Origin of the sequence: Saccharothrix syringae (assembly GCF_009498035.1) — a bacterium.
Lineage (GTDB): Bacteria > Actinomycetota > Actinomycetes > Mycobacteriales > Pseudonocardiaceae > Actinosynnema > Actinosynnema syringae.
Genome location: NZ_CP034550.1, coordinates 4,861,781 through 4,878,489, shown reverse-complemented (window position 1 = coordinate 4,878,489; position 16,709 = coordinate 4,861,781). Strand labels below are relative to the sequence as shown.

Annotated in this window: 14 protein-coding genes; 3 read left to right on the top strand and 11 right to left on the bottom strand. The window is 75.9% G+C overall.

Translation table 11 applies throughout. The annotated features are described in order from the left end of the window. Window positions 1-30 precede the first annotated feature (30 nt). The 6 genes from EKG83_RS21215 to EKG83_RS21190 are packed head-to-tail and all read right to left on the bottom strand — an operon-like array spanning window position 31 to window position 5,717. Complete coding sequence (locus EKG83_RS21215; protein WP_033429848.1) at window positions 31-1,158, bottom strand: acyl-CoA dehydrogenase family protein; 1,128 nt, start codon at window positions 1,156-1,158, stop codon at window positions 31-33. Then, on the bottom strand, window positions 1,155-1,901 hold the full coding sequence (locus EKG83_RS21210; RefSeq protein WP_033429685.1) for a class II aldolase/adducin family protein: 747 nt from the start codon (window positions 1,899-1,901) through the stop codon (window positions 1,155-1,157). Before EKG83_RS21210 ends, EKG83_RS21215 begins: the two co-directional genes overlap by 4 nt. Further along, window positions 1,898-2,620, bottom strand: coding sequence for a dihydrodipicolinate reductase C-terminal domain-containing protein (locus tag EKG83_RS21205; RefSeq protein ID WP_033429686.1), 723 nt, complete (start codon window positions 2,618-2,620; stop codon window positions 1,898-1,900). The genes EKG83_RS21210 and EKG83_RS21205 overlap by 4 nt, the downstream gene beginning before the upstream one ends. Beyond that, window positions 2,613-2,885 (bottom strand): acyl carrier protein, encoded by a 273-nt coding sequence (locus EKG83_RS21200; protein ID WP_153278262.1) that lies wholly within the window; start codon window positions 2,883-2,885, stop codon window positions 2,613-2,615. The genes EKG83_RS21205 and EKG83_RS21200 overlap by 8 nt, the downstream gene beginning before the upstream one ends. Before the next feature lie 23 nt (window positions 2,886-2,908). Beyond that, window positions 2,909-4,342 (bottom strand): class I adenylate-forming enzyme family protein, encoded by a 1,434-nt coding sequence (locus EKG83_RS21195; protein ID WP_033429688.1) that lies wholly within the window; start codon window positions 4,340-4,342, stop codon window positions 2,909-2,911. 4 nt (window positions 4,343-4,346) lie between these two features. Beyond that, complete coding sequence (locus tag EKG83_RS21190; RefSeq protein WP_051765227.1) at window positions 4,347-5,717, bottom strand: nitroreductase family protein; 1,371 nt, start codon at window positions 5,715-5,717, stop codon at window positions 4,347-4,349. Window positions 5,718-6,112: 395 nt separating this feature from the next. Here EKG83_RS21190 and EKG83_RS21185 point away from each other — a divergent pair, with 395 nt between their 5' ends. Continuing rightward, on the top strand, window positions 6,113-6,925 hold the full coding sequence (locus EKG83_RS21185; protein WP_228122736.1) for a helix-turn-helix transcriptional regulator: 813 nt from the start codon (window positions 6,113-6,115) through the stop codon (window positions 6,923-6,925). Window positions 6,926-6,983: 58 nt separating this feature from the next. Here the strand turns inward: EKG83_RS21185 and EKG83_RS21180 are convergent, their stop codons facing one another. The 5 genes from EKG83_RS21180 to EKG83_RS21160 form a co-directional block, all read right to left on the bottom strand. Beyond that, window positions 6,984-8,327 carry an aminotransferase class V-fold PLP-dependent enzyme gene (locus tag EKG83_RS21180; RefSeq protein WP_051765278.1) on the bottom strand — a complete coding sequence of 448 codons (1,344 nt, stop codon included), beginning with the start codon at window positions 8,325-8,327 and terminating at the stop codon, window positions 6,984-6,986. 119 nt (window positions 8,328-8,446) lie between these two features. After that, window positions 8,447-9,481: a ketoacyl-ACP synthase III family protein gene (locus tag EKG83_RS21175; protein ID WP_033429690.1), complete on the bottom strand. Its 1,035-nt coding sequence runs from the start codon at window positions 9,479-9,481 to the stop codon at window positions 8,447-8,449. A 25-nt stretch (window positions 9,482-9,506) separates the two neighbouring features. After that, window positions 9,507-10,265: an SDR family NAD(P)-dependent oxidoreductase gene (locus EKG83_RS21170; RefSeq protein WP_033429691.1), complete on the bottom strand. Its 759-nt coding sequence runs from the start codon at window positions 10,263-10,265 to the stop codon at window positions 9,507-9,509. Between the two features lie 1,483 nt (window positions 10,266-11,748). Then, window positions 11,749-12,561 carry a chemotaxis protein CheB gene (locus EKG83_RS21165; protein WP_084716225.1) on the bottom strand — a complete coding sequence of 271 codons (813 nt, stop codon included), beginning with the start codon at window positions 12,559-12,561 and terminating at the stop codon, window positions 11,749-11,751. Between the two features lie 164 nt (window positions 12,562-12,725). Then, a complete protein-coding gene (locus EKG83_RS21160) occupies window positions 12,726-12,947 on the bottom strand; it encodes a hypothetical protein (protein WP_033429692.1) in 222 nt (73 codons plus the stop codon). A gap of 261 nt (window positions 12,948-13,208) precedes the next feature. On the opposite strand from EKG83_RS21160, the gene EKG83_RS21155 reads away from it, so the two are divergent. Next, on the top strand, window positions 13,209-14,183 hold the full coding sequence (locus EKG83_RS21155) for a helix-turn-helix domain-containing protein (RefSeq protein ID WP_051765233.1): 975 nt from the start codon (window positions 13,209-13,211) through the stop codon (window positions 14,181-14,183). Window positions 14,184-14,356: 173 nt separating this feature from the next. Beyond that, window positions 14,357-16,699, top strand: coding sequence for an NACHT domain-containing protein (locus EKG83_RS21150; RefSeq protein ID WP_033429693.1), 2,343 nt, complete (start codon window positions 14,357-14,359; stop codon window positions 16,697-16,699). The last annotated feature ends 10 nt before the right edge of the window (window positions 16,700-16,709 follow it).

Genomic DNA, 16,709 nt, shown 5'->3' with positions numbered 1-16,709 from the left:
GCGGTGACCTGGCGTGACCCGGCGCCGGGTTCACAGCGACCGGGAGATCACCAGGCGCTGGATCTGGTTGGTGCCCTCGATGATCTGCAGGAGCTTGGCCTCCCGCATCCACCGCTCGACCGGGTGGTCCTGGACGTAGCCGTAGGCGCCCAGCACCTGCACGGCGTCGGTCGTCACGCGCATGGCGGTGTCCGTGGCGAACAGCTTCGCCCGCGCCGCCGCCACCGTGACCTCCGCCGGCTTCGCACCCGCGTCCAGGGTCCGCGCCGCCTCGCGCACCAGCGCCCGCGCGGCGCTGATCTGCGTCGACATGTCGGCCAGCAGGAAACCGACGCCCTGGAACTCGGCCACCGGCCTGCCGAACTGCTCGCGCGTCCTGGCGTAGCGCGCGGCGTAGTCCAGCGCCGCGCTCGCCAGGCCCACCGCGCACGCCGCGATCCCGAGCCGGCCGCGGTCGAACAGGCCCATCGCGATCAGGAACCCCTTGCCCGGCCGCCCGACCAGCCGGTCCTCGGCCACCCGCGCGCCGTCGAGCACCACCGCGGCGGTCGGCGAGGAGCGCACGCCCATCTTCCGCTCCGGCGGCGCCACCGCCAGGCCGGGCACGTCGGCGTCCGCCACCAGCAGCGACAGGCCGGTGGGGCCGGGACCGCCGGTCCGGCAGAACACGTTGTAGAAGTCGGCGTGCCCGGCGTGGCTGGTGAACGACTTGGTCCCGGTGACCCGGTACTCCCCGTCGGCGAGCACGGCGGTGGTGCCGATCGCGGCGATGTCGGACCCCACGTCGGGCTCGGAGAGGCAGTTCGCGCCGAGCAGCTCACCGCCCAGCAGGGCGGGCAGCAGCCGGTCCCGCTGCTCCGGCCTGCCGTGCGCGGCCACCGGGTAGCACGCCAGCACGTGGATGTTCACCGACTGCGCCACGCACAGCCACCGCCGGGCCAGCACCTCCAGCACCTGCAGGTACACCTCGTAGGGCTGCCCACCGCCCCCGTGCTCCTCCGGGTACGGCAGGCTCAGCAGCCCCGCCTTGCCCAGCGTCCGCAGCACCTCGCGCGGGAACTCCGCCCGCGCCTCGAAGTCGTCGGCCCGGGGCGCCAGCTCCTTGTCCGCCAGCTCCTCCGCGAGCGCGAGCAGGTCGCGCACCTCGTCGCCGGTCACGCGCGCCCCCACCCGGCCGCCTCGGGCCACGCGCGGGTCACCCGGCGCACGGCGTAGTCCCAGTACGAGCGCACCGACAGGTCCGCGTAGACGAAGTCGCGCTTGAGCCGCACGTCGGTCTCGCTGGACCACGTGTAGGGCACGCCGGCCTGCTCGGCGAGCAGTTGCAGCCGGCAGGCGCGCTCCAGCACCTGCGCGAACACCGCCGCGTGCCGCACGCTGCGGCCCACCACGACACCGCCGTGGTTGCGCAGCAGCACGCCCGCGCCCTGGTCGAGCGCCTTGGCGATCGCCTCGCCGGTGGCCTGGTCCAGCACGGTGTTGCTGGTGTCGGTGAACAGCCCGAGCCGGTCGGTGAAGTGCGCGCCCTCGTGCGACACGGGCCGCAGCGGCAGGTCCGTGGCGCCGAACACGAGGGTGTGCGGCGCGTGGCTGTGCACGATGCCGTTGACGTCCGGCCGGGCCCGGTAGATCGCCTGGTGCAGCGGCAGCTCGGGCGGCGCCAGCGGGTCGACCGGGGCCGCGGGGTCGACCGAGGCCGCCACCACCTGCTCGGGGGTGGCCTCGTCGAACCCGCACAGCGCGTTCTTGATGAAGAAGGTGTCCGAGCCGGGCATCCGGGCCGAGATCTGGCCCTGGTTGAAGTCGTCGTGCCCGTCCAGGGACAGCATGCGCGCGCCGAACGCGAGCTGCGCCGCCATCCGCACCGGTACCGGCTTGCCCTCCACCGGGATGCTGTTCACGCTCGTCCTCCTCTCGCTGCGCGCACCAGCTCCTCGTAAGCCGCGTGCGCCGGGTACAGGCCGGGTGCGCGTCCGACCACCCAGCGCGCCAGGGCGACCGCCCCGGTGGCCGCCGCGTCCAGCGACCGGACCTCGTGCCGCACCACCAGGCCCTGCCCCGCCCAGGTCAGCCGGACCTCGTGGTCGCTCACGGGCGGGCCGGCGCGCAGCGACGCCACGTCGGACGGCGGTCGGCCCGACCGGGCCTCCCAGCGGCGGCCCAGGGCGTCGGCGGTGGCGCTGGGCCGGTGCGCCTTGGTGGCGGGGTGCCGCTCCAGCACCGCCGCCTCCGGCACGGCGCCCGCCGCCCCGGCCCGCTCCAGGGCCAGCACCAGGTCGGCGAGCAGGTCCACGACCCGGTGCTGGAGGAAGTTGCCGAGGGCCAGGTTCGTGGCGCGCACCACCGGCGTGCGCCGGGCGCGCTCCTCCAGCACGGCGGCGTCCGCGTCGGACACGCACTCCACCAGCGGCACGCCCAGGTCCTCGCACAGGTCCAGCACCGGCACGGTGACCTGCGGCGCCGAGCAGTCCACGACGACGTCGGGCGGGGCGCCCAGGCGCCACCGCTCGGGCCGCCTGCTGTCCAGCGCGCGCACCGCGAGCCCGTCGGCCTCGCACCGGCGCGCCACCGCCGACCCCAGCCTGCCCGCGCCGACGACGCCGACGACCGGCTCACCCACCGGTGCCCACCCGCAGGTTCTCGGCCACCAGCGCGACCAGGTCGTCCACGGTGGTCAGGCGCTCGCCGTCGTGCTCGGGGTCCAGGTAGACGCCGAGCTCGTTCTCCACGGTGTCGATCATGCGGATCAGGGACAGCGACGAGTAGCTGACCCCGGCGAGCGAACCGCCCGCGGCGTCGAGCTCGGCGGGCGACAGGTCGCCCTCGGCGGACTCGACCACGATCCGGACGATCCGGGCGCGGAGGTCGTCGGGCGTCTCGGGCATGGCAGGACTTCCCTTCGGTGGTGTCACCCGTCGTGCCGGGCGGGCGTGAACAGGCGGCGCAGCTCGGCCATGGCCGGTTTGCCGGTGGTGCCGCGCGGGATCTCGGCGACGGTGCGCAGCAGCGCGGGCACCTTGTGCGCGGCGAGCAGGTCGGCGGCGTGCCGCCGCACCAGCGCCGGGTCGACGCCCGCGCCGGCCACGACGGCGCCCAGCGCCGCGGCGCCGTGCCGGTCGGTCACCTCCAGCACCACGGCGTCGCGCACGCCGTCGGCGGCCCGCAGCACCGCGGCGACCTCGACGGCGTCGACCTTGCGGCCACCGACGTTGATCACCTGGCTGGTGCGGCCGGTCAGCACCAGGCTGCCGCCGTCGAGGTGGCCGAGGTCGCCGGTGCGGTAGTGGCCGTCCGCGGTCACCCGGCCCTCCAGCAGGCCCGGCGCGTTGAGGTAGCGGGTGCCCATCGACTCGCTGCGGACCTCGACGGGCGCGGGGTCGCCCGGGGTGCCCGCGCGCAGCGACACCCCCGGCAGCGGCTGCCCGAGCCCGGGGTCGCGCCGCGGGTCGCGGGCGAAGGTCAGCGGGCCGGCCTCGGCGGCGCCGTAGTAGTTCTGCACCGGCACGCCGGTCAGCCCGGTGAACCGCCGCCCGACCTCCTCGGGCAGCGGCGCGGCGGACGAGATCGCCATGCGCAGCCGCCCGATCGCCCCGTCCGAGGCGGAGCGGCGCACCAGCGACTCGTAGAGCACCGGGAACCCGACCAGGCGGGTCGCCCCGGTCCGGTCGAGCAGCCGCACCACGCGGCCCGCCGTGGGCAGGCCGTGGGCCAGGTGCAGTCGCGCCCCGGCCAGGAACGCGGGCAGCAGGGAGGTGTTGAAGGCCAGGCCGTTGGACAGCGAGGCGAAGCAGGCGATCCGGTCCTCTCCGGTCAGGCCGGTCCCGGCCACCCAGTTGACGGCGGCGCGGTGGACCGCGGCACCGGAGAACTCGATGCAGTGCGGCCGGCCGGTGGAGCCGGAGGTGAAGCGGCACACCTCGGTGGTGTCGTGCAGCGGCGGCCGCTCGGCCGGCGGGGTGAAGGCCGACAGGGCCAGGCCGCCCACCGCGCCCGACGGCGCCGCGCCCTCCGGTGCCGCCACGCCCGCGTCGTGGAGCAGGGCGTCCAGGCCGCAGTCCGCGGCGATCGCGGCGGTCTCGCGCGGCGAGTTCGCCCGGTCGAGCAGGAACGGCACGTGGCCCAGCCGCAGCAGGGCCAGGTACAGCACGACGTAGGCGGTGGAGTTGGCGGCCTGCACCGCGACCCGGAGGCGGTCGCCCGCGGGCAGCGCGGCGGCCAGGTGCCGGGCCGCCGCACCGGCCTCGGCGTCCAGCTCGCGGTAGGTGAGCGCGGTGTCGTCGTCGGACACGGCGAGGCGGTCGCCGTGTCGTCGCAGGGTTTCGGGGATCAGCGTGGCGAGCACTGCGCTACCTCCCGGTGTGCGCGTAGGCCGGCTGGAGCCGGTCGAGCTTGAGGGCCGCGCCGCCGGACCCGCCGAGCAGCACGACGTAGAGCACCTCGTCCCGGCCGGGCAGCCCGGCCAGCGCGCGCCAGCGGGGACCGTCGAACCCGCCGATCGCGGTGATGGCGACCCCCTCGCCCGCGGCGCCGAGGTAGAGCAGGTGGGCGAGCGCGCCCGCGCGCAGCAGGGTGTCGTCGATGCCGTGGCACAGCAGGTCCTGCCGAGCGGTGTGGAACAGCACCAGCGCGGCGGCGTGCCGCAGGTGCTCCTGGTCCATGCAGGCCCGCAACAGCTCGTCCTCGGGCGGGGCGGCGGCCACCGGCGCGCTCTCCGGCCCGCACACCGGGCCGGTGCCGCGCACCGGGTAGCAGCCGGGTGCGCGACCCCGCACGTTGCGCGCGACGAGCGTGGCGCTCAGCCCGGCGACGGGCGGCAGGTCGACCGCCAGCGGTGTCCGCAACACCGCCAGCACCCGGTCGAGGGTCGCGCCGTCCAGCGCCTCGGGCCGGAAGTCCTTGGTCGACCTGCGGCGCGCGGCCAGCGAGGTCGGCGACTGGCCGCCGGGGAAGCCCGCGGCCGGCTCCGCGGCGCCGGCCAGCAGGGCGTGCGGGCGCACCGGGGTGCCCGGCGCGGCGGGGCGCACCGGGCGGTGCTCCTCCACCGACTTCCAGCACTCGCGCTCCAGCCACGACGGTGCCTCGGGCCACGCCACCCCGCCGAGGCCGTCCACTGAGGACCAACCGGGCACCGGGGACGGCGTGCCGCCGCGCAGCACCAGCGCGCTGTGCGCGAACCGGCACCCGTCCGCCAGGCCGATCACCTCCTCCAGCGCGGTGGCCGCCGCGCCGGTCCGCAGCTCGGCGTGCCGGTGCCGCTCGGCGGCCAGGCACAGCAGGTGGGTCGCGACGTGGGCGGCGTCCAGTTGGGCGTAGAGGTAGCCCCGGTCGCCGTACTTGCGCATGGACAGCCACGGCCGCAGCGCGACCACCACCACCGGCCCGGCGAGGTGGTCCAGCCCCGCGTCGCGCAGCGCGTCCGCCACGTCCGGTCCCCGCCGGACCAGCCGGCAGCGACGCCGCGCGGCGTCCACGGCGTGGACCGCCCAGCCGTGCGGACCCGGCACGACCGCGTAGAACTCGTACGGGTACAGCGCGCCCGCGGACGGCACCGACGGGCCACCGGTCAGCGAGCCCCGGCCCGCCGCGTCGAACAGCTCCAGCACCGGTCCCAGCTCGGGCGGGACGGTGTCGCGGACCGCCCGGCCCGGCTGCCGCGCGGCGAGCGCCATCCGGTCCCACAGCCGCGCCGCGTCCGCCGCCCGCGCCGGCGCGAGCACCCCCGGAGCCGCCGCGGGCGTTCCGCGGCAAACGGCATGTGTCAATTGTTCCACCCGATTACCCCTAGCTTCGCTCTCCGGAGTTCATCCGGAGATCAGGACAATGCCCACGGAGCAACTGTGATTTCCGTCCTCCAACACGACTTCTTGACACCGGGCGAACCGGGCATTCGAGGCGCAATCGGAGAGAAAAGAACACCTCGGTGACCGACCTTGTCAGACGTCTTGAGCTTGGTGTAGACCTGGTTGTGGCCCGTGGCGGTCTTGGCCACGGGCGGACACCTCGACTTCTGGGGGAGCCGTAAGTGGTCCGTCAAGCAGCGTTCCCGCTCGCCGAAAGCGATACCTGCCCGTGGGAGGCATTGATCAAGTTAGTGGAACAGCAGCAGCACACCTTGACGACCGCGTTCGACCACGCGCATTCCATCCAGACCCAGGTTTCGGCCCTCGCGCTCTACGGCCGGGGCGTGGACGCCGAGGCGCCGGACGCGGGCGGGGTCCAGGAGGTGACCAACCCGTACCGGATCAGGGAGCTGCTGGACAGCGCGCCGGTCCTGGCGACGGGTGACATGCTGTGGATGCGGCCGCTGCCCACGGTGCCGCACGCTTTCAGCGCCAGCGTGGCGCGCAACGCCATGGCGCGCGGCAAGGACGTCACCGTGCGGGCCATCCACCAGAGCTCGGCGGCAGACAGCACGCGCACCGCGACGCACCTGAAGGAGCTGACCGACATGGGCGTGCGGCTGCGGAGCGCCCCGCTGCTGCCGTTCCGGATGCTGGTCGTCGACGAGACCATGGCCCTGGTGGCGCCCGCCGAGTCCGCCGACCCGCCGGAGCGGCTGGTCCTGGTGCGGTCCCGCCCGGCCGTCGCCGTGCTGCGCCAGGTGTTCGAGTTCTGCTGGGACCGCACGACGGACCTGCGGGAGCCGGCCGCGCCGAGGACGTGCGCCCGGACCGGTCAGCCGCTGCGGCTGACCGAGCAGCAGGTGCTGATCCTCCAGCTGTGGGCGCGCGGCCGGAAGGACTCCGCCATCGCCCGCGACCTCCAGGTGTCACCGCGCACGCTGCGGCGGATGGTGTCCTCGCTGCTGCGCAGGCTGGGCGTGTCCAGCCGCTTCGAGGCCGGGATGGTCGCCGCCCGCGCCAGCGACCTGCTGGAGGTGCCTGCGCAGCGGCTGTCCGACGAGGAGCTGACCCGCGCCGGCTAGCACTCGGGTGTGCCGCGCCGGGCCCTGGCGCGGCACACCTCGTCGGCGGCGCACCCGGTCAGGCGCACGGCCGGGGTCGCAGGGCGGTGCCGACCGGCAGCCACGTGGGCAGCGGGCGCGGGTCCGGCACCGGGGCCCACCGGCCCGCCACGACGCCGTAGGTCCACTGCGGACCCTCGACCAGCAGCCGTTCCACGGCCGACAGGAGCCGGTCCACGTCGTCCGGGCAGGTGCCCGCCCCGAACCCGGCGCGCACCGCGCCGTCGCGCGGCAGCCCCAGCCTCGCGGCCGCGGGGTGCGCGCAGAACCGGCCGTCGCGCACGCCGATGCCGTGCTCGGCCGACAGGTAGGCCGCGACGTGGCCGGCGTCGTAGCCGGCCACCGAGAACGTCACCACGCCGATGGCGTCGGCGCAGTCCGACCAGATCCGGTGCAGCCGCACGCCCGGCAGGCGCGCCAGCCCCGCGACCAGGCGTCCCCGCAGCGCCGCCTCGTGCGGCCCGGCCTCCGGCAGCACGTGCGCCAGGACCTCGCACGCCCTGGCCAGCGCGACCGCGCCGAGGACGTTCGGGGTGCCCGCCTCGTGCCGCTCCGGCGCCGCGGCCCAGGCCACCCCGTCCACCGCCACCTCGCGCACCGCGCCGCCGCCGGCCAGGTGCGGCGGCCCGGCGTCGAGCCAGTCGCGGCGCCCGACCAGCACGCCCGCGCCGTACGGCGCGTACATCTTGTGGCCGGAGAAGGCCAGGTAGTCCACGTCGGACCCGGCGAGGTCGACGCGGCGGTGCGGTACCAGCTGCGCGGCGTCCACCGCGATCCGGGCACCGTGCCGGTGCGCGATCCGGGTCAGCTCGGCCAGCGGCGGCACCTCGCCCGTGACGTTGGACGCCCCGGTGACCGCCAGCAGCGCCGCGGGACCGCGCGCCAGGGACCGCTCCGCCGCCGCCAGGGTGGCCGCCAGCGTCGGCTCGGCGGGCAGGATCCGGTGCGGGAGACCGCGCCAGGGCAGCAGGTTCGCGTGGTGCTCCACGTCGAGGACCACCACCTCACCGCCCTCCGGCACGCACCCGGCCAGCAGGTTCAACGAGTCGGTGGTGTTGCGGGTGAACACCACCGCGTCCGCCGGGCGCGCCCGCACGAAGGCCGCGACGCCGGAGCGCGCCGCCTCGTACAGCGCGGTCGACACCTGCGAGGCGTACCCGGCGCCGCGGTGGACGCTGGAGTAGTACGGCGCCACCTCGGCCAGGCGGTGCACCACCTCGCGCAGCGCCGGCGTGCTCGCCGCGTGGTCGAGGTTGGCGTAGCGGGTCGTCCCGCCCTGGACGAGCGGCACCTCGAGATCGGCGCCGACGAGGTCGACGGGGGCGCCCGCCCGCGCGCCGGTGTGCTGTTGGTCCGTTTTCACCACGGAACTCCCCATTGCTCCACGCGCCGCGGTATGCGTCCCGGAACCGCCGTCCGGCGCCCGTCGGGAATTCACGGTCGCGTTTTCCTCGGATTCCTGCCCGAACCGGATTGCCGCGTTCACCGCCAATCGGGCGCCTCCAGGATTTCGAGCACGGCGCTCGCCCAGTTGAAACCGTGACCGCTGCCCGCGAGCACCACCCGGTCACCCGGTTCCAGCGCCCGGTCGACGACCAGGTGGTGCAGACCGTTGAACTGGTCGCCCGCACCGAGGTGCCCGATATTGCGGCCGAAGTCCCAGGTGGTGCGTTCCGGGCCCACGCCCATTTCCTTCAGCAGACCCCACCAGCGCACCGTCAGGCCCACGTTGGGCAGCACCACGCGCTTGACGTCGTCGAGCTCGACCTTGGCCTCGTCGAGCGCCTGGACCACGGAGTCGCCCACGCCGCGCGCGATGCGCAGCGAGATCTCGTCCAGCTCGCGCAGCCGCCGGCGCATGTACCGCTGCTTGCGGGTGCGCAGGTCCAGCGGCCGGTCGCCGGGTGCCGGCGTGGTGCGCAGGCCGTCACCCCGGTACATCTCCTCCAGCGTCGGGTCGGCGGTCATCACCACGGACAGCACGCGCGCGAAGCCGGGGCGGCGGGTCAGCACGGTGGCGGTGGCGCCGTCGCCGAGCACGGTGCCGGTCTCGCTGCGGAACCGGTCCCAGCCGGGCAGGCAGAACTTGTCGCACGTGGTGATCAGCACTGCGGCGTCGTCGTCGCACGCGGACAGGAAGGTGGTGCCCAGGCCGAGCGCGGCCATGCCGCCGTTGGACTTCTGGTCGACGTCGACCGACGGCGCCGCGCCGCCGATGGTGTGCTGCTGGATGTAGGACGCCGGGGTCCACATGTCCTGGCCCTGGAAGTAGATGCTGGCGTGCAGGATCATCCGCACCGCCTCCGGGCCGACCTGGCTGCGGGCCATCGCCCGCTCCACCGCCGTGACGGCCATGTCGGGGGCGAACTCCCCGTCGTCGGCCACCACGGCGCGCAGCAGACCGTTGGCGGTGTACTCGTTGGCGTCGTAGCGGCCGTCGGCCACGGCGTCGGCGAGGTCGACCGACCGGCCGAGGCGGACCCCGATCGCGTCCAGGTAGATGTCGTTCAGGCGCATGGCGTCCTCTCTTCGGGCGGTGCGGTCACAGGTGCGTGCCGCCCGCGGTTTCGAGTCGTTCACCGGTGATCCACCGCGCCCGCTCGGAGGTGAGGAAGTCGACGACGTCGGCCACGTCGCCCGGCTGCCCCATCCGCCCCAGCGCGGTGTCGGCGACGGCGTCCGCCGCGGCGCGCGGGTCGCCGCGGAACCGGTCGCCGTGGAAGTCGGTGTCCACCAGGCCGGGCGACACGGTGTTGACCGTGATGCCGCGCGGCCCCAGGTGCTCGGCGAGGGTGCGGCCGAACACGTCGAGCGCGCCCTTGGTCATGGCGTAGCCGATGATCCGCGGGTGGGCGACCCTGGTGGCCAGCGAGGAGATGTTCACGATCCGCCCGCCGCGGCGCATCAGCGGCAACGCGCGCTGCACGATGAACACCGGGGCGCGCACGTTGACGGCGAAGGCCCGGTCGAACCGCTCCGGCGTCAGCTGCTCGACCTCGCCCGGGCAGCCGATGCCCGCGTTGTTCACCAGCACGTCCAGCGCGACCTCGCCGACGTGCTCGCGCAACCCGGCCTCCAGCCCGGCGAACAGGGTGTCCACCCCGTCCGGTCCGGCCAGGTCGGCGCGCACCGGGAAGGCCCGGCCGCCACGCGCGGCGATGGTCGCCACCACCTCCGCGGCCGAGGCGTCGTCGTGCCGGTAGTGCACCGCCACCACCGCGCCGCGGTCGGCCAGGCGCTCGGCCACCGCCCGCCCGATACCCCTGCCCGCACCCGTCACCAGCGCCGCGCGTCCGGTCATGAATTCCCCTCCACGGTCCGACACGACCCTGGCAGACGCCCGCGCGCCCGCACAGCCACCGCCCTGGCCCCTGGCGGACGTGGCCACCGGGGGACAGCCGCGCGGGCCCGCGGTCCGGTGTGGAACCGGCCACCCGGCGGCGGCCGGCGGTCCGGGTCCGGCCGGTGCGCACCAACGACTTCGCGGGCGTCGCCGAGTACGTGGTCCGGGCGCGGGACATCCACCACCCGCACCTGACCCGGCGCACCGGCGACGGCGTGGCGCCCGACCCGCTGTACCGGGCGCCGCACGAGGCCACCGCGGCGATCCGCACCGCGCACGGCGAGGGCCTGGGCGTGTTCGTCGCCCCCGACGTGGTGCTGACCTGCGCGGAGCTGGTCGACCCCGGCGCGGGCAGGTCGAGCCTGGTCCACCGGGTCGCCGCCCGGGCGGCCGCGGCGTGGCTCGACCACACGCCCTGGTGGAACTGCTGGGCGCTCCCCCGGTGCCCGGGGTGCCGTGGCTGGTGCTGGTCGACGGGTTCGACGAGGTGGTCGACGAGCGCGCCCGGACACGTGGGCGGCCCGGCGGTACCTCGCCCCGCGGCGTGCCTGGCCGTGGGAGGGCCTGGAGTGCGGGTGTTCCTCGGCGACACCGGGATCAGCGAACTGGGCCGCACCACGCTCGTCCGGCTGGTCCAGGAGTCCGGCCCGGGGCTCGCGGTCGACCTGCTGCGCGAGACCGCCGAGCAGACCACCGGCGGCAAGGTCCGGCAGTTCGCCCTGACCCTGCTCACCCCGCTCGACCGCGACCTCGCCCCCGAGCCCCGCTTCGACGCGGCGTGCGCGGGGCGAGGACGTCGTCGACGCGGTCCTGGCCGTGGCCGAGGTGGCCAAGGACCTCGGGCGCGACCACCTCCACCGAGGTCGTCGAAGACGGACGCGTCCCCGTCGGCGTGCGGATCGACGGCCTCGAACGAGGCCGCACGATCCTGCCGCCGGCGGTCGTGCCGAACGCCTGCACCGCCATCTCGACCGCACCCGGGATCGGGCGAGGGCAGGCGGGCCACCGCGGTGGAACTCGCCGTCCGGGTGGACCGCGCGGCCGGCGAGGAGCCGGCCGGGAGGCTCGCGGGCGACGCGGACCTCTCACCGCCCGTCCGGGTCGAGCCGGCCGGCCCGATCCGGACCGGGTCGGCCGCGATCGCCGACGATTCCCGCGTCCCCGAGCGGGCCGGGCCGGACGCGGCGGGCGCCGACGACCTGCTGGGGGCACCGGCCCGCGCGTCGCTCACCGGCGAGTCCCGCCTCCGCCTGCCCGACCGCCTCGACACCGCGGACGCCGTCCGGGTGACCAAGGGCCTCTCCTGGGACGGCGGGGTGCCGGGCTCGCGGCTGGTCAACGCCGCGGTGGTGCCGGCCGAGCGGAATCGCGCCAAGGGGCCCGCGCCGCGGTTCAGCGGTGAACGGGCGGGTCCCGTCCCGACGTCCGCGCGGGGTGCGGCTCAGGCCGGCTTGTCCACGCGCCGCGGTTGGTACAGGGGCACGACCTGGCTCGCGATGAGGTCCGCGGCCTGCTGCGCGCGGGCCGCGCGGGCCACGAACCGGGCGACGAGGGGCCCGGTGTCGTCGAACCGCCGTTGGAGGCGGTACTGGGCGGCGGCGTGCGTGCGCAGCTGCGACACCGCCAGTCGCAGCGCTTCCTCGACGTCCTCGGCCTGCTCGGCACGCCGGGCGACCTCGGGGGGCACCGCGCCGACGAGGTCGGCGATGGCGGAGCCCAGCCGGGCGGCGGGTCGGACCCCGGCGTGGGGCACCCGCGCCAGGGTCGCGCGGGGCATGTCCGGGCTGTGGGCGTCGGCCGGGTCCTGGACGAGGACCGCGCCACCGGCGGCGGCCACCGCGGCGGCGCCCTCGGCGCCGTCCTGGAGCAGGCCGGACAGGACCACGGCGAGCACCCGGGGGCCGCAGACCTCGGCGGCGCTGTTCAGCAGCGGGTCGACGGCGGGCCGGGTGCGGTGCACCAGCGGGCCGCGGGTCAGGCGCAGGGTGTCGTCGGCGGTGACGACCAGGTGCTGCCCCGGCGGTGCGACGGTGAGCAGGCCGCGGGTCAGGCGTTGGCCCGGTACGGCGTAGGCCGCGGGCAGCCGGCCCTGGTCGGCCAGGACCTCGGCCAGCCGCGACCTGGTCCGGTCGGTCGTGTGCACCACGACCAGCACCGAGGCCGGGAGGCCCGCGGGCAGGTCGGCCAGCAGCCGCCGCAAGGCCGTGAGGCCGCCGGCGGACGCGCCGATCACCACTACGTCGTGTCCTGCCATCACGTGCTCCCGGTTTCCGTTGCCCCGAGGGCCGTGGTTTCGACCATGCGACGAGACAGCGCCAGGAACACTGTCGCGCGGTGGCGGGTGCCTCGGACATGCCCGGAACGAACACCGCGTACCGGACCTGGCCGAAAAGCGAAACGCGCCGGGCGGACCCGACCTCAGTCCGCCCGGGCACCCGCCCCGCGCGCTTCGGCCCGCCGGAGCGCGCGCCGCTCCGCCTCGACCGCGATCGAGTACGCGCGATCGGCCAGCTCCGCGTGCCGGTACGCCCAGTCCTCCGCCGCCGCGGCCTTGGCCGCGGCCTGGGCGATGAACACCGACCGCTCCCGGTCACCGGGCTCGTGGACGTCCCCCGTGCTCACCCCGTCAATGACGTCCATGGCGGTATCCGTTCGCTCACGGTCCTTCGCTCCACGGCCAGGTTATGCGCCCGTCGGGGCACCTGCACACCGCTGGTGGGAGGGCGCGGCGGGCGGTGGGCCCCTCGGGCGGCGGCGGGACCGGTGACCGCGAACCCGGCGGTGTCGCCGCAACCGCCGGCCCGATTTCGCCCCCGGGTGGGTTTGCCGGGTGCCGGCGGTGGGTACCTTCCCCTGATGCATCGGTGACGACACGGGTGCCGTCCTACCGAAGAAGGCCCGATGAGCAGCGCGCCGGCCCTACCCCGCCACACCGAGTACAGCGGTTCGGGCGCGTTCGGCCGGGCGGAGGTGCGCGAGTACTTCGACCGGGCCCACGGCGCCGGCCGGCTCAGCGTCGGCCACCCCGCCGGCGGCGACTGGGCGGTGGGGGTCGTCCGGGTCGACGACGACGGGTGCAGTTCGAGCGCGATCACGCTGTCCGCGGAGGTCGACCTGACCGTCACCGCCCGGGAGGACGAGGTGATGATCACCTCGGTCGCCGGCGGCCCGGTGGGCGTCGAGCACGGGCGGGCCACCGCGCGGTACGGGCCCGGCGACGTCTTCGTCGCGACCTGCCCGCAGGCCGACTGGACCTGCGAGACCGGGAACGCGGCCAACTCGACCACCGTCCTGCCGGAGTCGCTGCTGCGCGAACTGGCCGGCGAGGTCGACCGGCCGTGGCGGCCGTCGGCGCGCGGGCCCGAGCCCGGCCAGGTCCGCCAGTGGCAGCGGACCGCCCGCTTCGTCAACGACCTGCTGTCGGACCGCGAGACCACCGTCTCCCCGCTGGTGGCCACGTCCGTCGCGCGGCTGCTCGCCGCGACCGCGCTGGCGGTCTTCGCGGACACCGCCCCCTCCGCCCCGACCACCGGGGAGAGCCGCGACGCCCACCCGGCCACCGTGCGGCGCGCCATCGCGTTCATCGAGGCCGACCCCGGTCGCGACCTCACCCTGACCGAGATCGCCGCCGCGGCCTTCGTCACGGCGCGGGCGCTGCAGTACGCCTTCCACCGCCACCTCGGCATCACGCCGATGGCCTACCTGCGCCGGGTCCGCCTCTCGGGCGCCCACCAGGAGCTGCGCGACGCCACGCCCGGGGACGGCGTCACCGTCACCGCCGTCGCGACGCGCTGGGGCTTCGCCAACGCGGGCCGGTTCGCCGTCACCTACCGCGACGCCTACGGCCACGCGCCCAGCAGCACCCTGCGCCGGTAGTCCCCCGGTCGGTGGACCTCGCGGCGGCCGCACCCGTGCCGCGGGTGGGAGGGCCGGAAATGCCGGGCTGGCCGAAACTTTGCGCTTAAGATGCATTCCGCCGGTATGTCAACCGAGTGTGCCTGATCGTTGACGGGGTGTGCGTCCGGGTGGGCGGTGCTGAGGGGGCGGGTGTGGCGAGCCGGTTCGGCGTGCTGCTGCGGCAGTGGCGGCAACGGGCCGGCCTGAGCCAGGAGGGCCTGGCCCAGCGGGCCGAGCTGGGCGTGCGCACCATCCGCGGCCTGGAGACCGGTGAGCGGGGCGACCCGCGGGTCGGCACGCTGCGATTACTGGCCGACGCGCTGGAGCTGACCGGGGCCGAGCGCGCCGAGCTGTTCGCGGCGGCGGGGCGGGCCGAACCGGTGCCCGACGAGCCGAGCGCCACCGAGCCGCACACCCCCGGTTCCCGGGCGTCCAGCTCCCAGGCCCTTGAGCCGCGCACGTCCGACCTCCCGGCAGCCCAGCCCTCCGGCGACGACACCGGCCTGCCGGCCCCGCACGCCGACCCGCTGGTCAACGCGCTCAAGGCGCTCGCGCACTCGGTGCGCGCCCGCTGGCGGCGGGAGGAGGAGCAGCGGCAGGTCCACGACCCCGTGCCGCTGCCGGTCCGCTGGCGCCCGGCGCCCGCCCCCCTCCAGGACAGCTGGGCCAACATCGGCATGGCAGGCCCCGGCGAGACCGCGCCGCGGCTGGACCTGGGCGGGCGGCTCGACCAGGTCGTGGGCACCTACCGGCGGATCCCGTCCTGCCGGCTGGTGGTGCTCGGCCGGGCCGGTGCCGGCAAGACGGTCCTGACCACCCGGTTCGTCCTCGGCCTGCTGGACGCCCGCGGCCCGGACGACCCGGTCCCGGTGATCTTCGGCCTCGGTTCGTGGAACCCGACCCGCACCGGCCTGCGGGACTGGCTGGCCGAGCAGCTGGTGCGCGACGACCCGGACCTGGCCGCGCCCGGCCCCGGCGGGTCGACGCTGGCGGCGGCGCTGGTGGACGACCACCGCGTGCTGCCGGTGTTGGACGGGTTCGACGAGATGGCGGGCGGGCTGCGCCGGGCGGCGCTGGCCGCGCTGAACGCCACCACCCTGCCGATGCTGCTGACCAGCCGGGTCGACGAGTACCGCGCGGCGGTCGACGCCACCGACGTGCTCACCGGGGCCGCCGCGGTGGAGCTGGTCGACCTCACCGCGGACGACCTGGCCGACTACCTGCCCCGGACCACCCGCAAGACCGGGCGTGCCGGCAACGCGTGGCAACCGGTCCTCGACGAGGTGCGCCGGCACCCGGGCGGCGCCCTCGCGGCCGTGCTGACCACGCCGCTGATGGTGTCGCTCGCCCGCCGGATCTACAGCGACACGCCCGACCACGACCCGGCGGACCTGCTCGACGCGGACCGGTTCGGCACGCGGGAGTCGATCGAGCGGCACCTGCTCGCCGGTTTCGTGCCCGCCGTCTACCAGGACCCCGGCGCCGACCGGACCCCCGACGTCGACCGCACCCGGCGGTGGCTCGGCCACCTCGCCGACCACCTGCACCGGCTCGGCACCTACGACCTGGCCTGGTGGCGGCTGGGCACCTCCACGGGCCGGGCGACCAGGGCGCTGGTGGTCGGGTTCGTCGTCTGCGCCGTGGTGAGCCTGACGGACATGCTGGTGGAGGGCGCGCTGGTGGACGTGTCGGCCGTGCGGATGCCCGCGCTCGCGGTCATGGTCGGGCTGGTCGCGGGCCTCGGGTTCGGGCTGGCGCACGGGCACGTGGTCGGCGGTCAACCGCTGGAACCGGTCCGGGTCCGGCTGCGGCTGCGCGGCCGGCCGGAGCCGGGGTGGGCGCGGGTGCGGGCCCGGGGCAGGCTCGGCCTGCTGTTCGGCGCGCTGGTCGGCTGCGTCTACGGGGTGCTGCGCAAGGTGGCGCAGTGGCTGGTCCTCGACCTGCCGGTGACGCCGATGACCGCGGTGGTCGACACCGTGCTGTTCGGCACCGTCTTCGGGCTCGGGGCCGGGTCGGTGCTCGCGCTGATCACGGCGCTGGAGGCACCGCTGGACGTCCGCTCGGCCGGCAGCCCGACCGGCCTGCTGCGGGCGAACCGGAGGACCGTGCTGGTCCAGGTGGTGCTGTTCGTGCCGCTGTTCGCGGTCCTCGTCATGGGCCTGACCTGGCTCGTCGTCCAGGCGCTGGTGGCGCTGCCCGGCGACCGGATCTTCGGGGTCACCCTCGTCTGGACCCCGTTGAACGGCCTGGTGCTGGGGCTCGTGTGCGGGCTCGGCGGCGGGATCGGCTACGTGCTCGGCATGACCGCGTGGGGCCAGTGGCTGGTGTTCGCCCGCCTGTGGCTGCCGCTGACCGGCCGGCTGCCGTGGGCCGTGCACGCCTTCCTCGACGACGCGTACCGGCGGGGCGTGCTGCGCCGGGCCGGCGCGGTCTACCAGTTCCGCCACGCCCGGCTCCAGGACCACCTGGCCGAGACCTACCGCCGCCAAGCCTGAGTTTCCCCTG